Source organism: Sporolactobacillus terrae (assembly GCF_019930545.1).
In the GTDB taxonomy this organism is placed as follows: domain Bacteria; phylum Bacillota; class Bacilli; order Bacillales; family Sporolactobacillaceae; genus Sporolactobacillus; species Sporolactobacillus terrae.
In genome coordinates, this window is record NZ_CP082837.1 from 87,334 (window position 1) to 110,212 (window position 22,879).

At 45.6% G+C, this 22,879-nt stretch carries 20 protein-coding genes; 17 read left to right on the forward strand and 3 right to left on the reverse strand.

Annotation, left to right across the window (positions count from 1 at the left end):
* Positions 1-83: 83 nt before the first annotated feature.
* From K7399_RS00405 to K7399_RS00415, 3 genes are all read left to right on the forward strand, one after another.
* Entirely contained in the window at positions 84-989 is a 906-nt protein-coding gene (locus K7399_RS00405; protein ID WP_197737493.1) for an acetamidase/formamidase family protein, read from the forward strand.
* Positions 990-1,084: 95 nt separating this feature from the next.
* Positions 1,085-1,951 carry a carbon-nitrogen hydrolase family protein gene (locus tag K7399_RS00410; protein WP_164875466.1) on the forward strand — a complete coding sequence of 289 codons (867 nt, stop codon included), beginning with the start codon at positions 1,085-1,087 and terminating at the stop codon, positions 1,949-1,951.
* An 808-nt stretch (positions 1,952-2,759) separates the two neighbouring features.
* Positions 2,760-3,533, forward strand: a complete 774-nt coding sequence (locus K7399_RS00415; RefSeq protein WP_028975773.1) for an acetoin reductase — start codon at positions 2,760-2,762, stop codon at positions 3,531-3,533.
* A 1,220-nt stretch (positions 3,534-4,753) separates the two neighbouring features.
* Here K7399_RS00415 and K7399_RS00420 read toward each other — a convergent pair.
* Positions 4,754-5,659 (reverse strand): carbon-nitrogen hydrolase family protein, encoded by a 906-nt coding sequence (locus tag K7399_RS00420; protein ID WP_128166198.1) that lies wholly within the window; start codon positions 5,657-5,659, stop codon positions 4,754-4,756.
* A 265-nt stretch (positions 5,660-5,924) separates the two neighbouring features.
* On the opposite strand from K7399_RS00420, the gene K7399_RS00425 reads away from it, so the two are divergent.
* Positions 5,925-7,112 carry a trans-sulfuration enzyme family protein gene (locus K7399_RS00425; protein ID WP_051577751.1) on the forward strand — a complete coding sequence of 396 codons (1,188 nt, stop codon included), beginning with the start codon at positions 5,925-5,927 and terminating at the stop codon, positions 7,110-7,112.
* A gap of 68 nt (positions 7,113-7,180) precedes the next feature.
* On the opposite strand, the gene K7399_RS00430 is transcribed toward K7399_RS00425, so the two are convergent.
* Both K7399_RS00430 and eutB read right to left on the reverse strand, forming a co-directional pair.
* Positions 7,181-8,761 carry a PucR family transcriptional regulator gene (locus K7399_RS00430; RefSeq protein WP_164875467.1) on the reverse strand — a complete coding sequence of 527 codons (1,581 nt, stop codon included), beginning with the start codon at positions 8,759-8,761 and terminating at the stop codon, positions 7,181-7,183.
* A 43-nt stretch (positions 8,762-8,804) separates the two neighbouring features.
* Positions 8,805-9,815 carry a hydroxyectoine utilization dehydratase EutB gene (gene eutB / locus K7399_RS00435; RefSeq protein WP_128166202.1) on the reverse strand — a complete coding sequence of 337 codons (1,011 nt, stop codon included), beginning with the start codon at positions 9,813-9,815 and terminating at the stop codon, positions 8,805-8,807.
* Between the two features lie 252 nt (positions 9,816-10,067).
* Between eutB and K7399_RS00440 the strand changes: the two genes are divergently transcribed.
* From K7399_RS00440 to K7399_RS00500, 13 genes are all read left to right on the forward strand, one after another.
* Entirely contained in the window at positions 10,068-11,237 is a 1,170-nt protein-coding gene (locus tag K7399_RS00440) for a M24 family metallopeptidase (protein WP_028975779.1), read from the forward strand.
* A 13-nt stretch (positions 11,238-11,250) separates the two neighbouring features.
* Positions 11,251-12,219, forward strand: coding sequence for a cyclodeaminase (locus K7399_RS00445; RefSeq protein ID WP_128166204.1), 969 nt, complete (start codon positions 11,251-11,253; stop codon positions 12,217-12,219).
* Positions 12,220-12,268: 49 nt separating this feature from the next.
* A complete protein-coding gene (locus K7399_RS00450; RefSeq protein ID WP_223362441.1) occupies positions 12,269-13,474 on the forward strand; it encodes a cystathionine gamma-synthase family protein in 1,206 nt (401 codons plus the stop codon).
* 11 nt (positions 13,475-13,485) lie between these two features.
* The gene (locus K7399_RS00455; protein ID WP_081791700.1) at positions 13,486-14,721 is read left to right on the forward strand and encodes a M20 metallopeptidase family protein; all 1,236 of its coding nucleotides are present in this window, start codon (positions 13,486-13,488) and stop codon (positions 14,719-14,721) included.
* A gap of 89 nt (positions 14,722-14,810) precedes the next feature.
* Complete coding sequence (gene ehuB / locus K7399_RS00460; protein WP_223362442.1) at positions 14,811-15,692, forward strand: ectoine/hydroxyectoine ABC transporter substrate-binding protein EhuB; 882 nt, start codon at positions 14,811-14,813, stop codon at positions 15,690-15,692.
* A 250-nt stretch (positions 15,693-15,942) separates the two neighbouring features.
* Entirely contained in the window at positions 15,943-16,590 is a 648-nt protein-coding gene (ehuC, locus tag K7399_RS00465; RefSeq protein WP_051577756.1) for an ectoine/hydroxyectoine ABC transporter permease subunit EhuC, read from the forward strand.
* A 3-nt stretch (positions 16,591-16,593) separates the two neighbouring features.
* A complete protein-coding gene (ehuD, locus tag K7399_RS00470) occupies positions 16,594-17,259 on the forward strand; it encodes an ectoine/hydroxyectoine ABC transporter permease subunit EhuD (RefSeq protein WP_028975784.1) in 666 nt (221 codons plus the stop codon).
* A gap of 21 nt (positions 17,260-17,280) precedes the next feature.
* Positions 17,281-18,081: an ectoine/hydroxyectoine ABC transporter ATP-binding protein EhuA gene (ehuA, locus tag K7399_RS00475; protein WP_201770035.1), complete on the forward strand. Its 801-nt coding sequence runs from the start codon at positions 17,281-17,283 to the stop codon at positions 18,079-18,081.
* 255 nt (positions 18,082-18,336) lie between these two features.
* Positions 18,337-18,843: a DUF3189 family protein gene (locus K7399_RS00480; protein WP_028975786.1), complete on the forward strand. Its 507-nt coding sequence runs from the start codon at positions 18,337-18,339 to the stop codon at positions 18,841-18,843.
* A 199-nt stretch (positions 18,844-19,042) separates the two neighbouring features.
* Entirely contained in the window at positions 19,043-20,044 is a 1,002-nt protein-coding gene (locus tag K7399_RS00485) for a BglG family transcription antiterminator (protein ID WP_028975787.1), read from the forward strand.
* Positions 20,041-21,147, forward strand: coding sequence for a BglG family transcription antiterminator (locus K7399_RS00490; RefSeq protein WP_236628049.1), 1,107 nt, complete (start codon positions 20,041-20,043; stop codon positions 21,145-21,147). Before K7399_RS00485 ends, K7399_RS00490 begins: the two co-directional genes overlap by 4 nt.
* Complete coding sequence (locus K7399_RS00495; protein WP_028975789.1) at positions 21,144-21,440, forward strand: PTS sugar transporter subunit IIB; 297 nt, start codon at positions 21,144-21,146, stop codon at positions 21,438-21,440. The genes K7399_RS00490 and K7399_RS00495 overlap by 4 nt, the downstream gene beginning before the upstream one ends.
* 65 nt (positions 21,441-21,505) lie before the next feature.
* A complete protein-coding gene (locus K7399_RS00500; protein WP_037562681.1) occupies positions 21,506-22,855 on the forward strand; it encodes a PTS ascorbate transporter subunit IIC in 1,350 nt (449 codons plus the stop codon).
* The last annotated feature ends 24 nt before the right edge of the window (positions 22,856-22,879 follow it).

Consider the following 22,879-nt stretch of genomic DNA (forward strand, 5'->3'; position numbering starts at 1 on the left):
AGTAACTTTATGGGACGAACCAAAGATGAGCCATTGATGGGGTTTATAGGATTATTCATGATTACTCTGAGGAGGCTATGAAATTGAAAGAAATCAGACAACCCGGCGCTTACAGCTATGTGTTCAGTAAATATGCAGATCCGGTGGTTACCGTACAACCTGGGGAAACTGTTGCGATTTACACGAAAGATGCATTTGAGGATCGCGTTTCAAAACCAACGGATCGCCCTTCGCAAATTCTTGAAGGCGATCCTAACCCACAAACCGGACCGATATATATTGAGGGTGCTGAACCTGGCGATACATTAGCGGTACATCTTCTCAATATCGAGGCAACACGCGATTATGCGGTCAGTGCGCACAAACCCGGTTTAGGTGGTTTGACACCGACAAGTGCAACGCCAATGCTGGCGGAGCCGATGCCGGAGAAGGTCTATGTTTACAAGATCGCAGATGGGATGGTTACCTACAATGAAAAAATGAGCTATCCGTGGCGTCCATTTATTGGAACGATTGCAACTGCCCCAAGAATTGAAGCGTTATCAGCATTGACGCCATTCACACATGGTGGCAACATGGATACCCCTGAGACTAAACCAGGAAATATTGTATACTTACCGGTCAATGTTCCCGGAGCTTATTTCTACACCGGTGATGTTCATGCAGGACAGGGCGACGGTGAATTATGTGGATTTGCTTTGGAAATTGCAGCGAAAGTTACTTGCCGGTTTGAATTGATTAAAGGCAAATCGATTAATTGGCCCCGCATTGAGAGCGCAAACGAATTGATGGTGATCGGCAGTGCGCGTCCAATGGAAGATGCAGCTCGTATTGCCTATATGGAACTGATTGAATGGATGGCTGAGGACTTTGGGTGGGACAAGTATGATGCTCATCAAGCGCTGTCTCAGATCGGTAGAATGAGTGTTGGCAACATGGTAGATACGTACTATTCACTTGTGGCTAAAATCGATAAAAAGTATTTATGATGCGGTGAGGTTCTTCTCGGTTTAAAGGACAAGCGGCGGAAGACTTTGTTATAGCCATTTTGATGAACAACATGTTGAAAGGGTGGGGGATTTGGATGATCAAAGTTGCAATTGGACAGATCACGCCAAAAACGTGTGATAAACAAGCTAATACTGAAAAAATGGATAAGTGGATACAAGAGGCAGCAAGCGAAGGAGCCAAGTTGGTCGTTTTTCCGGAACTTGTTTTAACTGGATATAATTGTGGCGATCATTTTTTCGATGAAGCAGAATTGATTCCAGGTCCAGCAACCCAACACTTTAGTGAATTGGCTGCTGAATTAGGTATCTATATCATTTGGGGCATGCCTGAGAAGAGTATCGATGGTGTGCTTTACAACGCTGCTGCGCTCGTTGGACCCGAAGGGTTTGTTGGAAAATGGCGTAAGAACACCTTGCCTGGGCACGCCTCAGATACAATCGGTCCGGGTGCATTTCCAGACAGAAAATTTTTCAAGCCGGGTGAACACGCGCCGATCTATCAAACAGCCATTGGCAAAATCGGACTGCTCATCTGTTACGACATCTGGTTCCCAGAACTTGCACGGCTATTGACTCTAAAAGGAGCAGATTTTATTGTCGGCATTTCCGGTTCTCCGGCCCCTGAAAAGGATATTTTTGAACCAATTGTCAAAGCCAGAGCTGCCGAGAACGCAATCAACTTCATTTATACGAATCTGGTCGGAAAAGAAGGAAATACAACCTATTGGGGTGGTGGTTTTGTCGTCAGTGCTGGTGATCCCGAACGCAAAGTTCCCGGAACGCCGATTCTTTGCAAAGCACCTTACACGGGCGAAAGCCTCACCTTTGCAGAAATCGATCCTGAAGCCGCACGAAAAATCCGTCCTGCTTTTCCGGTTATACGCGATCTCACTACGCATATGTATGAAGAACTGGCGGAAGTGCATCGGGTGTTGACTTGATTCGTGGGGAAAATGTTATTGATACTGGACTTAGAAACGTTAAGATAAGAAATTTTAAAGGGTGAAGGGAAACTCTATCTTTAATGTTGACCCCAAAAAGTTGAACAAAATTTTAAGCTATTGCTCGGTAGGTGAAATCCGATATTCAATCGGCCTTTGTCCACCGAGTTTTTCTTTGACCCTAGATTGATTATAAAGTTGATTCGGCCATGCAATGATGATTCGTTACAGTTTCTGTTTTCATGACATGGAAGAAACTCTCCACCTGGGGGCTATAAAGGTATATTCATTCCAGATTATAATAAACTATATGATTTGTTGATAGAGATCAAAAAATAAAGAGGAAGTACACAATTATTTTGAACTACCATAGACTTAGGCAGGTAAATGATTACAATATTAGAAAAGCTGAATCCTCATGAACGACAGTTTAATTGTCGAGGTTAATGCGAAAATCCAGAACCGTTCGATTTAGGTGACACACTCAGGAAGCGCTTGGAGCTTGACTGCAGTTTATTCAGGATCAGCACAGTCATTTTTTTATGTCAAAATGAAGTGACTTATTCTGTGAAAATCCTGGTATCTGTCCAGAAATAATTATTAAGACATGTGAATGACATTAATCACAAAAAATAAGCATATCTTTTTACAAAAATGTAAGCGCATTCTAAAATAGATTTGTTGGGTTTGCGGAAAAAGAATAATAATTGGTATTGTTCTTTCTTCTGCACAATATCATTTATCAGGGGTAGCGTACCGCTCGTTTGCGATATAGTGCTCCCGGTTCCATACAGGAGGTTTTGCGAATATGTCAAAAGGTACAGCAGTAGTCACAGGATCAGGACAAGGCATTGGGAAAGGTATTGCAGAACGTTTGGCAAAGGACGGTTTTGCCGTTGTTCTGGGTGATTTAAATGAAGAGGTATTAAAAGGGACGGTCAAAGAATTTGAGCAGGCAGGCTACCAAGTCGCTTATTTTGTCGGCGATGTCACCAAGCCCGAGGATCAAAAAGCGCTTGTTCATCAAGCGGTAAACACATTCGGCAGTACGGACGTCTTTGTTAATAATGCCGGTGTTGCGCATGTGGGGCCGGTGCTGGAGTTGAAGGAACAAAATCTGGATTTGCTGTTCAAGGTTAATGTATTTGGTACAGTGTACGGGATTCAGGCAGCTGCTGAACAAATGAAGCAGCAGGACAATGGCGGGAAAATTATCAATGCCTGCAGTATTGCCGGCCATCAGAGTTTCCCGATGATGGGGCTTTATTCAGCAACCAAGTTTGCCGTACGCGGCTTTACGCAGGCAGCGGCGAAAGAACTGGCTCAGTTCAACATTAAGGTGAACGCTTATTGTCCAGGGATCGTCGGCACCGGGATGTGGGAGCGCATTGATGACGTCATGACGAACTACCAAGGCATCAAGAAGGGTGAGGCATTTAAGAAAGCGATTGAGAGCATCGCACTGGGGCGGCCTGAGAAACCTGAGGATATTGCCAATTTCGTTTCATTCCTAGCTTCAAGTGATTCCGATTATATTACCGGCCAATCAATTCTGATTGACGGTGGGATTGTGTTTAACTAATAAGTTAAATGTAAGCGCTGTATCGGATTGCTTCAACGTTGCAAGTCGTTCCAAACCCGATTAAAAGACAAAGCGTGATGCTTTCAACCAAGCGCTTGGTAGATAATCATCAATGAGTCATGCACATGCACATCGACCTGTACCATAATGATGCAGGTGTTTTTTTATTTCCCTTCACAATCCCTCGGCTTCAAACCGCAGATGATTTGAAGCAGGACCTGATTCTTCGACGTAACGATGAACTGAAGCTGCACACGCTCATAACAGTCTCGGCTATCCACTCCCGCATATGGTATTTTCCTCTGCCCTCGATGTGATCGGAGCAGCTTCAGCAAGACAAGTGAATTGGGAATGAATCAAAGGACCTATGCACCCGGTACGCTCAAACAAGGTTTCGATCGTGAAGTCATGAGGGGAAAAGCACCTCGGACTAAAGAAGGGGACTAAAGAAGTAATGAACGATTTGAGTGATTTTCACTTGGACTACTAGCAGCGGAGCCGGAGAAATTAAATCGATTGAAAGCAAATAGAGCAGCCGTCGATGTGCTCGGATCGGCTGCTCTATTCATCTAAATGGCAAATCACGTGATTTATTGAATTCCACAGAAAAGAGTGCCGTTTCGTTGTGACTGACGTGGTGTCTTCGAGGTTATCAGATCTAGATTAAAGCCCCTCGATCTGAGAAGGTGCGCGTTGCGGCTTTGAGGATTTATGAGGTCGGCAACGGTGAATTGCCGATTATTATGAAAGGAATAAATAGTGGACAAACAAGATGGTTCGTGGAAAAGTGCATCCTCATCAGAATGCACGGGGGAACTTAACCTCCCTTCGCCCTAATGATACTAAATATTAAAATTAATGGAAATATTTATTTGTAAATTATTTCAATCTAATCCACTCTTGTTCACAATTTGGAAACATAATTAAAAGGACATGGGATAAAAGTACCTAATTAATCCGCGCGTGGTTTTATATCAAGCACGCATGAAGGATAGTGTCGTTCACTAAAACAAAAAATAATCCACCCAGTTTTCGACTCTGTTGTGGATTATTTCTTGTCATTCATGCAGCGTTATGATCGTTTAGCGATTTTATTTTGCTTTTTTCTTACCTTCACTATACACGCTTTTGGAGTAATTAACGCATTTACTCAACTTTCGCACGATCCATTGCTGTAGTTGATGAATGATTAACTTTTGCCACTAGTTCCCTATTCTCAGTTATTTCCCAAACTTTGCATCTTGCAGGGATTCTTCGTACATGGCGATGTATTTATCAGGTCGCCAATCGGTTCCTTGAACGGATGGATTGTCTTTGAAAAGGAACCGGGTTGCGAGTGAGAGATCAATGGTTGCAGTGAAAATTTCCGATTCACAGGCAATTTCATCGGTGAACTTGTGTCCGGCGAAATAGTAGGGTTCCCAAGTCTTTCGGCTTGGTCCGATAATGCTGCTGCCGCCCCAGAATTCATTGTAAAGATCAGTTCCGCCTAAATTGGCTGAGGCAATGTAGATGCCTTCACGAATAACGGCTGCCTCCAAGGTCGATGTACCGAGCGCCTTGCCATGGCATTTCGCGAGCGCTGTGCTGTTAATGTACAATCGGCAGCCTTTGGAAGTATAGTAGCGCATCAGTTCGGGAAAACAATAGGAGTCATAGCAAATGGCGCAGCCAACCGGTCCCCAAGGCGTATCAAGAATAAACGGTTTGTCGCCGCGTTTTGCCCAGTTCGGCTCTGGAGCAGGAAGGTGCATTTTTCGGTAAGCGCCGACCAAACCTTCAGGAGAGAAAATAGCTAAGGAATTATAGAGATTGGCAGGGTTTGCTGCATCTTTTTCCGGCATACCGAAAACAACATAAACCCCATATTGTTGGGTCAACTTTTCGATTTCATCGGTTGCCTCGCCGGGAATCGTTTCAGAAAGTTTAAATTGCATTTTTTCCTCAAGCGGTTTATCTGCTTCATCATCATAGCCGGTCAAGGCCATCTCTGGGAAGACGATAAAGTCGCTGCCGCGTTTTGCGGCGCTCTCGATATACCCTTTAATCCGATTCAAGTTCTTCTCCTTATCTCCCCAGATCGCATTAAATGTGACCACCGATAAATTCATAACGTCCCGATACATGCACAACCGCTCCTTTTTTAACTAAAATCTCAAACAATTAGATTATAGCATAAATAATCAGAAAATTATGTTGATACATACAATTATTTCGCTCGATGTTCTATACAAAGTGAAGAGTCGACGCAGATGATTTTCATACATATTGCAGGTAACAACGCATGAAAAAATTCGGTATGATGGAACCGTTAAATCGTTAGAATTTTTTGTTTGTTAAATAATAGAAGAGGCGGGATTACGTTCGCTTCGAATTAAGGAGTGCCGGTATATGGAATTGAATACAGATGTTCTTCATGCGGAGCAGCGTCGGGATGTTGCTTTTGGGTCGCATGTCAGTCCGTTGTACCAAACGTCAACGTTTGTGCTGCATGACTTTGATGAGGCAGTGCACTTGAATCAGAATATTGATCAGGGGTTTGTGTATAGTCGTTTCGGTAATCCAACGGTGGATGAGTTCGAACGGAAAATTGCTTATCTCGAGCATGCGGAGGCTGCACTAGGTTTGGCTTCGGGGCTTGGTGCGATTTCGACGGCAGTTATGTCGGTGATTAAGGGTGGCGATCATATCATTTTTGGTGATGTGATCTATGGTTGCACCTTTGCTTTGTTTACAAAAGTACTTCCTGATTTTCATGTTGACTATACGATTGTTGATACAACCGACCCAGAAGCAATTGCAGCTGCGATTCGACCGAACACAAAGCTGGTTTATGTTGAGACACCGGCCAATCCAACGCTGAAGATCAGTGACATCCAAGCAATTGCCGATCTTGTCCATCAGCATGAGGGCATTCGATTAATTGTTGACAGCACATTTGCTTCTCCGTATCTCCAGAATCCGCTTGATTTGGGTGCTGATTTGGTTGTACACAGTGCCACGAAATATCTGTGTGGGCATGGAACGGTCACAGCCGGCGTTATTGCGGGAAGCAAGGCATTGATTGATCAAGCGCGGATGCCTTATTTGCAATGCTTTGGTGCGGTGCTCGATCCGTTTGCTGCATGGCAGATCATGCAAGGCATGAAGACGCTGGGGGTGCGCATGGAGCGCCATTGCGAGAATGCAATGAAGGTTGCAAACTTCCTGGAGGGACATCCGATGATTGATCATGTCTACTATCCGGGACTCCCGTCTCATCCGAGCCATGAAACGGCGAAAAAACAAATGCGCGGATTCGGCGGCATGATGAGTGCCGATATCAAAGGCGGGATTGATGCGGTGCGTAAAGTGATGAATGCGACAAAGGTATTCAGCTTAGCGACGAGCCTTGGAAACGTCGACTCTTTGATTCAGCATTCACCTTCCATGAGTCACTTCGACATGACGCCGGAGGAACGCCACCGCGTCAGTATCTATGACGGGCAGGTTCGGCTGTCGGTTGGTATTGAGGATGCCGACGACTTAATTCATGATTTAGACCAGGCACTGAGTAAAATTGATGTTTGTGTAAACTAAAGAAAACTAAAAAAATCGTTAAGGGGAAGCATGGGCTCCCTTTAGCGATTTTTTGTTATGGGCAGCAATCAAACCGTCATCGTCCATAATTTCACGCACAATTGCAGCAGAAACAGATCGTCCGATTTAGAGAGTGATTTTCCGGTTAATCCTTCAATCTTCTGCAGTCGATAGATGAGCGATTGGCGCTGCAGCGACAGTGCGCGAGCGGTTTGACTGACGTTGCCATTGTGATGAATATAGTAGGTCAGCGTGTGCATTAAATCTAATCCGCGCTCTGAATTATAAGCGACGAGTGGACCGATGATTTTCTGAACGATGTCCTTTGCTGCATGATTCTTCGACAGATGTGAAAGAATTTGAAATTCACACGTATCGGTAAAAGTACTGCGCGTGCCGATCCCGTGCCGGCTTCGTCCGGTTTCAAGTGCGATGCATGCGTTTTTATAGCTTGTTGATAGTTCATGAATATTAGCCGGGCGATCACTGATTCCCCAAGAAAAGATTGGGAAATGATAACCATTTCTTTTTTCTTCAAACCGTTCAAGAAAGCCTTCGGTTATTTCTTGGCTGTCGCCTGATGCGCGTAAAAAAATGACGAGATACTTTGAGTGAAAAGCACAGAGACTAGATTCACAGATCTCCTTGGCCGTTTTTGTGGCAAGCTCGGCCAAATCATTCGTGTCTTGTGCCGTTTGTTTGTGGCCACTCTGTTCGGGTTTGCCAACGATGCAACAGTAGTTTTCGGTAGGACTGAACTTTTGCCGTTCAGCACGAGCGACAAAAGAGGGTCCATTCTTCCAGTCTTTACTGATCATTGTCGCGATCAATCGTTCTTTTTCCGTATTGCTTTGATGGATCGCCAATTGCTGTTTTTTAAACCATAATTGCAGAGCAATGATGGCTTGTTCTAGAATGGACGGCGGAATGATCGGCAGTTGAGATGAATCCGAGTCGATCACCAATGCCGCCTTGCTTTGGTTAAGAATTTCAAAGGGATAAATTTGTGCGCGCGATCCCCAAGTCGTGTTCATGACGGATGGTTTGTCCAAGATTAATTGATTGATATGAAGGCTTGGGTGATGAGGATGCCGTTCAGGAGCAGTAGAGAAAATTGTTTCGTTTCTTCGCTGCAAGATATAGATATGTGCTTGTGAGAAGTGCTCCATGACAAGAAGCGCTTCATGGATTGATTTTCCCTCTAGATAGGTGTTGATCATTTCTCGCTGCAGCTTTTTATACTGGTGCATCATAAACTCTTCCCAATGGTTAATGCCGCTTAAAACATTTTTGATGACATCGGAGAACCGAATCTCCCAAGGCAGCTGAATGAGTGGAAAGCCTTTGTTTTGCGCAAAAGCAATCACTTGATGGGGGACTGTTTTGATATGTCGTCCGGTTGCAACGGCGAGTGCTGATGCATGCGATGCATAAATTTCTTGGACGAAGCTTTCGAATGTTTCCGGGGCGCGGTCAAAACCAATCCCTGTGGTTAGGACCAACTCATTTTTTTTGACAAATTTTTCGACGGGCTGCTCAATCACTGACACGGATTCAACGGGACATTGTTTTAGCAAACGCATGCCTGACAAGACTTTAGCTTTTCCCATTAAGGGCTGGGCAAGGACTTGATCAACTGAATAGTACATAAATTTGTCTCCTTTCATTCAGTGAATCGATTCAGCGGGCGGTTCAGACCTGATCGAGATAGGGGCGGATGGCAGATGCATGGGCGTTCAAATCGACATTGCAGCCGCTAATGATGAGCACAACATGGTCGCCTGGGTTGAACGTCAGATAATGATCCAAGACAGCGCCGGTTGAGATCGCGGCGGCACCTTCAACGATGATGTGCTGATGGGCAAACAAATGGGCCATGCCCTTAGCGATGGTCGCTTCGGGAATGAGCAGCGCCTCGTCCAAGTTTTTTTGAATGATCGGGAACGTATAATGATTTTCTTGACCGATTCCGCCGAGAAGACTATCTGCGAGTGTTGGCGACTCATTGACCGTCACCGGATGGTTTGCGTGGAGGCTTTCATACATTGCAGCGCCCTTTTCCATGGATAAACCGATCGTTCGAATATTGGGGCTCGTCTGCTTCATGACAAGACTGATTCCTGACAGCAGGCCACCGCCGGAAAGGCCGGCAATCACGCAGCTCACATCTGGGAGGTCTTCGAGAATTTCCAGGCCGATCGTTCCTTGACCGGCAATGATCTCAGGATGATCAAACGGCGGGATGATAGTCATTCCTTTGTCGCGCTCCAACTGGTAACATGCTGCTTCTGCGTCATCTTGAGACGCACCGGTAAGCTTCAGTTCCGCACCGAGCGATTGGATGAAGTCCGATTTGGATTTGGGCACATGGTTGGAGACACATATCGTCGCTTTCATACCCAGCTGCTGCGCAGCCATCGCAACAGCAATGCCATGGTTTCCGGTAGAAAATGTTGTAACGCCTTGGGCTTTTTGCTTTTCTGATAAATGACACAGCGCATTGATTGCGCCTCTTAATTTAAACGCGCCGCTTAAATGCAGATGTTCATATTTTAAATAGATCTTTGCGCCGGACTTCTGTGACAGCGAAGGAGCGTAAACAAGCGGTGTTTTGTGAACGTAGGGGGTAATCGTTTTTCGCGCTTTCCAAATGTCGTGGACTGTGATTTTCGGTTTAACAAGGGCTTGCATTTCATCGTTCATGATCGCGTCTCCTTAAAATAAAGTGTTTCACTGATTTGTCAGTTAATCTGACATTAATAATTTGAATTATTTTAATGTTTCTATTTTATAGAAGTGTTCGCGCACTGTCCATCGTATAAAGTGACAGAAAGCGGAGGTGAATGTTCTTACACTATTAATAATAGTCGGAAAATACCGAGTTCGATAAGATGATGATATTAAATCAAACGCCCAGCGTTAAAAAATCTAACACGAATGGAAGGGAGAACCATGTTGTCATTTGAGCTAAGCGAATTTAATGAACGATTAAAGAAAACGAAACAGAGCATGCAAGCGAAGGAAATCGATGTTCTCTTGGTCAGTAATCCGGCAAATATGAACTATTTGTCAGGGTATGATGGCTGGTCATTCTACGTACCGCAATTGCTGGTCCTGTTGATTGATGAAGATCAGCCGTTCTGGATCGGACGAGCGCAAGATGCGAATGGTGCTAAAGCAACCACGTGGCTCGATGAAAATCATGTGATTCCGTATCCGGAAGATCATATTCAGACTACCGAAAGACATCCAATGGACTTTGTATGCAGCATTTTGAAGGAGATCGGTCAATCCAAACGTACAATCGGTTTGGAGATGGATGCCTACTATTTCTCAGCACAGAGCTATGTCAAATTAAAAGAAGGACTGCCTGATGCAGCCTTCAAGGATGCAACAAATCTTGTCAATTATGTACGCATCATTAAGTCGGATGCAGAAATTTCTTTTATGAAGAAAGCAGCAAAGATTGTAGAGAAAGCGATGCAAAAAGGGATTGAACAGGTTGCGGTCGGTGCGCGCCAATGTGATGTTGCTGCGGCCATTGTCCATCAGCAGATTGTCGGGACAGAGGAATATGGCGGCGACTATACGGCAATCGTTCCCTTGCTTCCGTCTGGGGAACATACGTCTACACCGCATCTGACCTGGACGGATGAACGCTATGAAACGAATACCCCTGTACTTATTGAAATTGCCGGTGCCTATAAGCATTATCATTCGCCAATGGCGCGCACCGTATATCTTGGTCAGCCTTCAAAAAAGATGATTGATCTGTCCAGCGCCTGCATTGAAGGCATCAATACAACGCTTGCAGCAATCAAGCCGGGGATGACCGGTGAAGAAGTGGAACAGGTTTGGCGCAAGGTCATCCATAAATATGGGTTTGAGAAAGAATCTCGCGCTGGATACTCGGTCGGCTTAAACTATCCGCCGGATTGGGGCGAACATACAGCAAGTTTTCGGCCAGGGGATCAGACCCTACTCAAACCCAATATGACGTTTCATCTCATGCCCGGGATATGGATGGATGATGTTGGCTTCGAATGTACAGAAGCAATTCGCATTACTGAAAACGGCTGTGAGCCATTTGCCGATTTTCCACGGAAACTATTTATAAAACCATAAAGGAGCGGTCGTCGTGTTCTTATTTAATGAGGACGAGATTCGCGGTTGTGTTTGCCTGAATCACTCAGCGATTGAACAAGTGGAGGAAGGATTTACCCAGCTTAGTCAAGGACAGGTCGTGCTGCCGCCGATGATGCGTATCGATATACCGGAACATCATGGCGAGGTTGATGTCAAGACCGCCTATATGAAAGGTCTTGACACCTTTGCAATAAAAGTGTCATCCGGTTTCTTCGATAATAAGGCGCTTGGCCTCCCCAGTTTGAGCGGAATGATGATTCTGCTTCACTCAGTGACCGGCGTTCCTGAGGCAGTGTTGATGGATAACGGATACTTGACCGATATTCGAACGGCATGCGCCGGTGCGATAGCAGCAAAGTATTTAGCTAAGGCGCATGTTGAAATCGCCGGTGTTATTGGTACCGGCGTGCAGGCGCGGCTGCAAATGGAGGCGCTGCACATGATGCGCCCATTTAAACGGCTGCTCGTATATGGACGCAGAGCTGAAGCGGTCGATGCGTACATTGGCGAAATGAGTGCAAAACTCGGAATTGCTTGTGAAGCAGCTCCTGCAGAGGAAGTGGTCAGGCAATCCGATGTGGTGGTGACAACAACGCCGTCACGGGAGCCAATCGTTCAACGCGAATGGCTTCATGAGGGACTGCATCTTACGGCAATGGGCGCGGACACCGAATTGAAACAGGAACTTGACGCAGAAGTGTTCCGCAAGGCAGATCGTATCGTCTGCGATGTGAAAGCGCAGTGCTTGAAATACGGAGAATTGCATCATGCTTCCGATCACGGAGTTTTGCAAAACGAAGATGCACGTATGGTTGAACTCGGCGCGCTAACGGCCAAGGCAGTGCCGGGGCGTGAAAACGATCAGCAGATTACTCTTTGCGATTTAACTGGAACCGGCGTGCAGGATACGGCGATTGCGCGTTATGCTTTTGAGCGTCTAGTGAAAATGAAGACCGTTTAAGTGAAGACAGATTGGATGGCACGAACGGATAAAGAAAGGAGCGATTTTAGTGAATGAGAGAAAAACGGGAGTAGGCACAAAGACCGTTTGGGCCGGCGAAAAGGAGGTGCTCGTTCACCATGCGACCCAAGTGCCGGTGATCGTCAGTGTTGCGTATAATTACGATGACATGGACGAGTGGTACGACGTGGCGATCGGCAATAAGCCGGGACATATCTACGGCCGCAATACCAACCCCACCGTCCAAGCTTTTGAGGATAAGCTGAAAGTACTTGAAGGGGCGGAGGACGCAACCAGCTTTACGACCGGAATGGCGGCAATCAGCAATACCCTCTATACCTTTTTGAAGCCGGGTGATCGGGTGGTTTCCATCAAGGATACTTATGGTGGCACCAATAAAATTTTCACAGAATTTCTTCCTAAAATTGGTGTGGACGTTGCACTGTGCACGACAGGCGATCATGAATCGATCGAGACCGAAGTAGCGAAAGGGTGCACGATTCTCTACCTTGAGACGCCGACGAATCCGACGGTGAAAATCACTGATATTGAAAGAATGGCAAAAGTTGGGCATCAGGCAGGAGCACTGGTTGTCGTTGATAATACATTTGCAACACCGATTCTCCAGCATCCACTTGATCTTGGGGCGGACTTGGTCTTGCACAGTGCGACGAAATTTCTTGGCGGACATGCCGATGCACTAGGCGGAATTGTTTGCGGTGCAAAAACGCTGGTGCGTCAAATCTATCATTATCGAGAAATTAATGGGGCTTCGCTTGATCCGTGGTCGGCCTATCTATTACTTCGCGGGATGAAGACCTTAAAATTGCGTGTGCTGCAGCAAACAAAGAGTGCAATGGCGCTTGCCAAGTACTTGAAGACTCAGCCCGCGGTTGATCATGTGTATTATCCCGGACTTGAATCACATCTGCATCACGACATTGCGACGAAACAAATGGAAGGATACGGCGCAATGCTCAGCTTTTCATTGAAAGACGGTATGGAAGCCGTGAAGACGCTGCTCCCAGCTCTGAAATTTGCTCATCGTGCTGCAAATCTTGGTGCGGTCGAGACAACCTATGGTCCTGCACGAACCACGAGTCATGTTGAATGTAGCGCTGAGGAACGCAAGGCAATGGGGATTCCGGATGGACTGATTCGCATTTCCGTAGGGATTGAAGATACGGAGGATCTTATTGATGACCTCACACAGGCGTTTGAGAAACTGGAGTACTGTCAATCCATGACACGCTAAGGAGTGATTGCATGAATGATCAATGGATCACGGACCATGCAAAGGCCTATTTTCAAAAGACCATCATCTATCGAAGACAGCTGCATCAGCATCCGGAATTGAGCTTTCATGAAGAAAACACCGCTGCATATCTCGAAGCGGAATTAGCTAAAATGCCGGGGATGCGTGTGAAAACGGGGATTGGTTTGGAAACAGCGGTCATTGCGACGATCCGTGGCGGCGATGGACCGACCATCGGTGTTCGTGCCGACATGGATGCACTGCCAATCAGTGAGGCGAATCAATGCCTGTATCGCTCGCAAAATGAAGGGGTGATGCATGCATGTGGGCATGATGCTCACATGGCGATTGCGCTCTCAGTTGCTCATTTAATGAGTGAACGATGGCAGCGCGGCGAACTGACCGGCACGGTGCGTTTTCTCTTCCAGCCCGCTGAAGAGACGACCGACCGTTTTGGAAAGACTGGCGGACACTATTTGGCAGCATCCGGAGTGCTGGATTCGCTTGATGCTTTGTTTGCACTTCATGTGATGCCGGAGTATCCGCTCGGCGTCGTTCTTGTTCCCGACGGGTACTGTACGGCCAATGTTGATGAGTTTACAGCCATTATTAAAGGAAAGGGTGGACACGGCGCTTATCCGCATCTCAGCAATGATCCGATCTGGATGCTCGGCTCTGTGCTGCAGGCGCTTCAAGGTATTGTATCGAGGAAAACGTCACCGCTTGAGCCGGCGGTTGTCAGTGTTTGCCATGTAGCTGCCGGCGACGGGAAAACGAATAATGTCATTCCATCAGAAGCGCGGCTTCAAGGAACCTTCCGCAGTTACTCGCCGGAAGTGCGCGCGCAACTTGTTCAGCAGTTTGAATCGGTGCTTTCGATCGTGAAACCACTCGGCGGCGACTATCAGCTGTTGATCAATCACGGAGAGCCTTCGGTGTATAATCATCAGTCGTTGACGCCAATTATGAAGCGTGCGATTGGCAGACTGCTTCCTGAAGTGTGCATACGACCGGATACATTTGGTCTGGGCGGTGAAGATTTTGCCCATATGGCGGCTCGGGTTCCCTCTGCAATGTTTTTCTTAGGCTGTGCCACAGAAGATGGGGTGAAACGAGATTTGCACGCGCCGATCTTTGATCTTAATGAAAACAGCCTGCTGATCGGTGTGACTGCATTTGCCGGTACGATTCTTGAGTGCTTGCATCATCCGGAACAAATGCCGGATAAAAAACAGACAACTTGCTGAACCATGGGTGCGATGTAGATCTGTTCCTATGAAAAAAATCAGATTATTTTTGCTATTACCTCTATTCCAATTCGAAGGAGCGTGTTCCTATGAAAAAATTAATCATTGTGATACTTGGTGTATTGATGGTCATTGGGCTTGTTGGGTGTGGAAACGCAGATAAGAATTCGTCCGGTGCAAAAGGGGAAACAACCTTTGAGAAGGCAAAAAAAGCAGGACGGATTACGGTAGGATTTGCTAATGAAAAGCCGTATGCCTATGCAACGACCGATGGAAAATTAAAAGGCGAAGCTGTAGAAGTGGCCAAGACAATCTTAAAACGACTCGGGATTAAAGAAGTGGATGGGGTACTGACTCAATTTGGCTCATTAATTCCAGGACTTAAAGCAAAACGTTTTGATATGATCACAGCCGGAATGTACATCACGCCTGAACGAGCCAAAGAAGTTGATTTTGCTAATCCGGACTACAGCATTGCTGAAGCCATTGCGGTCAAAAAAGGCAATCCGAAAAACATCAAAAGTTATGCAGATATTAAGAAAAATAAAAACGCAACGATCGGTGTAATGGGCGGAGCGGCAGAACAAAACTATTTGACTGCTTCAGGTGTAAGTACGCGTCAAATCAAAATTTTCAATGATAATCCGAGTGCGCTGTCTGCGCTTGAATCCGGACGTGTCGATGTGATTACCATGACCGGACCGTCATTAAAAGCGGTGCTTGATGCTTCAAAGTCCAACAAGGTTGAGAAAGTCGAAGATTTCAAGCAGCCTACGATTGACGGTAAGAGTGTGCGAAGCTATGGGGCTAGTGTATTCCGTAAAGGCGATGATGATTTCAAAGAAGCATTTAATAAAGAGTTGGAAAAAATGAAACAGAGCGGCGAATTGCTCAAAATCTTGAAAAAATATGGTTTTACCGAGGATGAACTTCCGGGGGATGCGACGCTAGAAGATGTCCTTAACCATTAATAGCGATCGTCATGATGAAAGCAAGGATGAATGATCGAAAGAGAGAGAACCTTTCTCTCTTTCTGTCGTATTTATTAATCTTTGAAAAGAAGGGCTTGGGTTGACGCATTTTATATCGTTTGAGGATGAGCGATATTCATAGCGACGGTTCGATCATCTTGGCGATGAACTTATAGGAAAATAGGTGCATTGCTCATCCTTGTGAAGACATTCAGCTCAGTTTATTCATTCAAAGCAAGGAGTGAAACATGTGGTCTCAAACATCGCTATCTTTAATAGTCTGCTCAAAGGACTAGCCGTGACGCTGCAGGTTCTGGGTTATTCGGTCATTCTAGCTTTGGGATTATCTTTTATTTTCGGCTTTTTGAGCCTCAGTAAATGGAAAATGGCTAAGATCGTCTCACATCTTTATATTGAAATTTTTCGCGGGACTTCACTGCTCGTGCAATTGTTTTGGCTTTATTTCAGTTTGCCGATTCTAGGGATTCAGCTGCCTGCGATGCTGGTCGGCGTGCTTGGCCTGGGGCTGAACTATGGCGCATACGGTGCGGTCGTGGTGAAAACCTCGATTCAAGCCGTTCCGAAAGGGCAGTTTGAAGCGTCTGTCGCCCTTAACATGTCGCCGTTCCGGCGGATGCGTTCGGTTATACTGCCTCAAGCGTTTCTGATCATGCTGCCGACATTCAGCAATTTGACTATTGAACTATTAAAAGGGACGTCGCTTGTTTCACTGGTTACTTTATCCGACCTCACCTTTCAGGCGATGGCCCTCCGTTCGGCTACAATGGAGACCGTAAAAATTTTTACTATACTGCTCATTCTTTATTTTATTGTTGCCTATCCGATTACGTTGGCGTTTCGTTGGCTTGAGAAAAAATTGTCCGTGGGGAGGGGTTAAGCGATGTGGAGCTGGGATTTTGCATTTTCGATTTTACCGCAACTGTTGCAGGCGATGGTTGTGACGATTGAAGCGACGATTGTCGGTTTTGTGATTGCAGCATTGCTCGGGTTATTATGGACGCTTTGCAAACGTTCGCCTTTTACACCTTTGCGTATTGCCGTCAATGCTTTTGTTGAATTCATTAAGAGTACACCGCTTCTGGTTCAATTGTACTTTATCTTCTTTGTCTTTCCAGCGTTCGGCGTGTCCTTATCCCCTTTTTTGGCGGGTGTGCTCGGCCTTGGACTGCATTACAGTACCTATTTAACGGAGGTATTTCGAACAGGGATCGACGCGATACCGAAAGGACAGTGGGAAGCCGGCTCTGCTTTGAACTTTTCCAGAGTGAAAATATGGACGCAGATCATTATGCCGCAGGCGATTCCGCCGATCATCCCGATGCTGGGCAACTACTTCATTGTTATGTTTAAAGAAACACCGCTGCTGTCGGCAATATCCCTTGTTGAGATGGTACAAACGGCTCAAATGATTGGTTCGGCCTCCTTCCGATATGTCGAGGCGTTTACTGATGTCGGCATTATTTTTCTAGTGCTGAGTTATCCGGCTTCGTTGATTGTGGGGGTAATCAATAAGCGAATCAAGCAGCGTTTCGGTCAGTCCATTTAATGAAAAGGAGGAATGGTTCTCATGAATGAACACGTAGCGGGCGAACCATTAGTTAAATACCGTAATATCGGCAAAAGGTTTGGGGCAACAGAAGTGCTCAGTGACATTAACTTTGATATATATCCGGGCGAGAAGGTCGCCATGATTGGACCGAGCGGATCGGGAAAAACGACGCTTGCCCGCATGCTGATGACTTTGGAAAAACCATCGAAAGGAACGATTGAAGTCGGCGGAGAACTGTTGTGGCACCGCAACGTTAATGGGCGGCTTATGGAAGCTAACGCGAGTCATTTGCGCAAAGTTCGCGGGCAAATTGGCATGGTGTTTCAACACTTTAATCTTTTTCCGCATATGACGATTTTGCGCAACATTATGGAGGCGCAGGTTCATGTACTGGGCAGAACAAAGCAGGAGGCCAAGGAGCAAGCCGTCAAGCTGCTGAAAAAAGTAGGTTTAGCTGACAAATGCAAGGCCTACCCGGCGCAACTATCAGGGGGGCAGCAGCAGCGCGTTGCTATGGCTCGCGCACTTGTCATGAAACCGAAAATCATGCTGTTTGACGAAGTTACATCGGCGCTCGATCCAGAACTCGTTGAGGAAGTATTGGGCGTGATTCGTGAGATCGCTGAAGAAGAGGAGATGGCGATGCTGCTCATCACTCACGAAATGGCGTTCGCACGTGATATTGCTGATCGTGTTGTCTTCATGGCGGATGGTCAGATCGTCGAGCAGGGAGCACCGGAACAACTTTTCAATCAACCGAAACATCAACGGACCATGAACTTTCTCAGCCGTTTTTCCGCGCAATCACAGAGTGTTTAAGGCAACTTTGCATTGGATGGCGCGGATTTCGTTTGGTTCGCTTAGCGCATATAAAGGTTAAAAACCTCCACCTAAGTTCGCAGGTGGATGTTTTGTTAGGGTGAGAAGGTTTATTGTTGTGAAGCCGTTGATACTCAGTACGGAAACGATCGGATAAGAACAGTACGAGGCACGGCGTCTAGGTATCGATTAATTGCACCGATTCATGGCAATAATCAATGAAGAATTGAAATTGATCAATGAGAAGGTGTTCGGGTGATTTATATCTATAATGATTTCGGCGGCACTCACACCACATCACTTGCGGCAGCCTATCATCTGAATTTGATTCCAGATGATCGGAAACTGACCTCCCAAGAAATTCTTGAAGTGCCGTATTTCAATCAATTGAATGCATCGGATATGGGAAAATTCATCTTTCATGGTGTGGATAAGGAAGGAAATGCCGTTTATACGGTTGGGCGCGGTCCGGGAAAGCATGTGCTTCCAGCGATGACTCACTTAGCCGAACTGCTTGCAGAAAAGTATCATGGCGATGAAAAGATTATTTTCTCAAATACATCCCCGACGGTTCCGTTTGCGATGACCATGGGGGGCCTATGTTCGCGCTGGATGCACATCGATTTTATCGGCGTGCCTTTGCTCACGTTCGGCGCAAAGCAGTGCTGGAAAGATCTCATTAAACTGGTTGCCTATACGAAGAAGGCCGGGCGTACCTCGCAAAAGAAAGTCACCGTGCTGGAGAATAAGGGGTTTAAGTAACCCATGAAACGGCACAATGAATTGAATACGTCGACCAACCCCCCTCCTTAAGGTCAGATGAAATCTGATGCTTCAGGAGGGGGGTTTTTATTTTACACGCATTGCGGGGCCCAATCGTGCATAAACTTCTTTGCACTGATTGCGCTTTCTTTGAAAGCACGAAGGTGTATTATTGAGAACGAAAAGGGGAGAGAAAGGGTTGAGTAAAAATGTAAGCGCTAATAAAAAAGAGTTGGTTCTACACTATTTGCTTGATCATGAGGGGTATTTGTCTACTCAAGCGATCACGCAGAAATTCAAAATTTCACCGAGAACTTTGTATTACATTTTTGATGCGATTAATCACGATTTGATGAAACAAGACTTAGAGCCTATTCAAAATGTACGACGTGCTGGCTACTATTTAAAACGAAACACGAAGCTGAAACTTCGAGAGAATCCGCATGCTGATCCAGAGCCAATCATCAATTTTTCAAAAGATGAGCGGTGTATCATTGATCCTTTTCTTTGCTTAATCAGTACGAAGAAAGTGACCGTAGACCAATTGGCCGAGGTGCAGAATGTTTCAAGAAATACCGTACTGTCTGATATTCAATGGGTCAGAAAAAAATTAGAGAAATACAAGCTGACATTAACGAGTACGACGAGTAAAGGATACAACGTTTCTGGAAACGAAGCGGACATTCGATGGTGGTTTTATGAACTGATTGAAAATCATTTGGCATTCTTTAAACAGTTAAAGAAAAATACAACGGCACTCATGGTCGAAGAATTTGTTAAACTCGAGCGGAATGTGACAGTAACGTTTGAATGGATCGAAGATGTTGAACGTTTGACCGGCAAACATTTTTCTGATGATACGCTTCATGTTCTGACTTTTTTTATCCCCTTTGTTATGTCTCGACTTGCAAATGGCAATGTGATGTCTTCTGCTGAATGCTACGAAGCAAATGTTCTTCGGAATGATCCGGAATATCCAATGATCCACCAATTATTTAACCGATACGGCAGAAATGCGGCGCACTATGAAGGGGATGTGTTTTATCTTGAAGCTCTGCTGCTGAGCAGCCAAATCAATTATATCAGTTCGGAATCGAATGACGCGCCGCAACGATTCATTGGCTTAGAAAATGAAGTTGAAGAAGTCTTAAACGCTTTCAATACATTTCGGGTATGCGTTTTGAAAACACAGAGGAATTGAAGAAAAACTTGTATCTGCATCTGCTCGCCTGTTACTACCGCGTGAAGTATGGGGTGAACTATAAAAACAGATGGTTAAAACAAATAAAGAAGAATTACAGTGATGTCTTTTCATTTACTAAGTTTTCGATTGTATCCTTTGCAGATTTCTGCGAGCGCCCAATAAGTGAAGATGAAATTGCGCTGATTTCATTATACTTTGGCGCAGAGATCGACCGATTGAATCGAAATAAAGGAGACACTGCTCCGGCACATAAAGTACTTCTTGTATGCAGCAGCGGGGTTGGAACGGCAAGCATTTTGAAACAGAAACTGCAATCGATGTTTCCATTTGTCAGCTTTGAAGGTCCGATTACGGAACGCGCTTATATGAAGCGGTCGGAAGTAAAGGAAAGTATTGTCATTTCAACGATTTCTCTTCCGATTAAAAATAAAAAAGTGATGCTCGTTCATGCCCTTCCGGATCAACACGATTTAAAAATTTTATCTGATGCGCTTGTTCCATTTGATATGGGGTGCAATCAATTGGTCGCCTCCATATTGGATGTTGTGTGTGACTATGCAAAAGTGACGGACTTCGCTGGATTAGAAGAGGGCCTCATTCAGCTGTTCAGTAATCCGGATCGCGATGCGAAAGGGGGTTATCAGCCAATGTTGAGTGAATTGCTGACGCGCGACACGGTACAAGTGGCTCAAAACCAGGGGATGAACTGGAAGCAAGCCATTCAAAAGAGTGCAGAACCGCTTTTGAAAAAAGGAAAGGTTACGTCGCAATACATTGACGCAATGATTGAAGTCGTTAACCAACATGGCCCGTTTATTAATATTGGCAAAGGGGTGGCGCTTGCTCATGCGCGTCCTGACAAAGGGGTGAATCATCTGAGTATGTCACTGCTTAAATTGGATAAACCGGTGGATTTGGTTGATCAGAATCACCCGGTAACCCTTTTCTTTACTTTAGCGGCTGTGGACAATACGGCACATTTGAAAGCGCTGTCGGAATTAGCTTCGCTTCTTGGCGAAGCGACTACGCTTGAGCAATTATTAAAGGCACAAACAAAAGAAGATCTTTTATCAATTATTGAAGAGGAGGAGAAAAAATGAAAATTGCAGCGGTGTGTGGATCAGGATTGGGTTCGAGCTTCATGATCGAATTAAATATCAAAACCATTTTAAATCAATTGGGGATAAGCGAGGATGTGCTTGAAGTGACGCACTTTGATATGGGGAGCGCAACGTCAGGTTCAGCGGATCATTTCTTTGTCGGTCAAGACTTAGCGGAGGCGGCAGAGAAATTGGGAAAAGAAAAGGTTACTGTACTGAACAGTATTATTGATAAAGCCGAATTAAAGGAAAAAGTGACTCAATTTCTAAAGGATCAGCACCTCTTGCCCTAAACGGTTCGCGCACCTTTGTGCTTATTATCGATGCAAAAATTTATCCAGATCGAGGGGGATTCACCGTGAAAGAGCTGTTAAGTATTTTGATTGATATTGCAAGTGCCCCTGCCTTATTAGTCGCGTTGATCGCTGTTTTAGGTCTTATCTTGCAGAAAAAATCAATCAGTACGATTACACTTGGCGGCATTAAAACGTTTGTCGGCTTTCTCGTTTTAACCGGAGGCGCGGGGATTGTTTTGAATGCATTGACCCCACTTGGTGAGATGTTCCAGCATGCATTTGCTGTACAGGGGGTTGTCCCGAATAATGAAGCCATTGTGGCTCTTGCACTGACGAAATACGGGACGCCGACCGCTTTAATTATGCTCGTCGGAATGATTGCCAATATCCTTATCGCTCGATTTACGCGATTTAAATATATCTATTTGACGGGCCATGCGACGCTGTATATGTCGTGTATGATCGCTGTAATCATGACCGTTTGTGGATTTACAACGGTTCCATTGATTCTTCTTGGCGGCTTGATGCTTGGTATGGCCAATGCACTATCCCCGGCAATTTTGCAACCGTTTATGAAAAAGATTACCGGAACGAATGAGGTTGCGCTTGGACATACCGGCGGTCTTGGCTATTTGATTTCAGCTTTAGTCGGAAAGGCGGTCGGTCACAACGGCAAGTCCACAGAAGATTTAAAAATTCCTAAAGGACTCTCCTTTTTACGTGATTCAACGGTTGCGATCACGATTACCATGGCGATGATCTATGTGATTCTAGCGCTGTTCACCGGGCAATCGTTCATCGAATCAAAATTAAGCACTGGCACCAACTATATTATCTATGCTTTTCAAATGGCCGGAACGTTTGCAGCAGGTGTTTATGTCATTTTGTCAGGAGTTCGTTTAATCTTAGGCGAAATCATTCCGGCGTTTAAAGGGATATCGGAGAAGCTTGTTCCGAATTCAAAACCTGCGCTTGACTGCCCAATTGTTTTTCCCTATGCACCTAATGCGGTGATCATTGGCTTTTTCTCCAGCTTTGTTGGCGGGATTGTCAGTATGTTCATCATGATTGCCCTGCATACCGTCATTATTTTGCCCGGTGTCGTTCCTCATTTTTTCTGCGGCGCTACGGCCGGAGTGTTCGGGAATGCGACCGGCGGCAGGAAAGGGGCAATTCTTGGTTCCTTTGTACACGGTATCCTGATCAGTTTCATGCCGCTCGCATTAATGCCGGTGCTCGGCAATCTTGGGTTTGCCAACTCCAGCTTCTCAGATACGGATTACGGTGCGGTGGGTATTTTCTTAGGAAGCTTAGGATCTATGGGCGGTGTCGCATTGATCACGACGGGCATTCTGGCTGTACTCGCACTGATGTTTGTTTTGAGCTTCTTCAAGAGAAAATCGACGGACTGATACGAAGCAGGGAATCGGTACAAT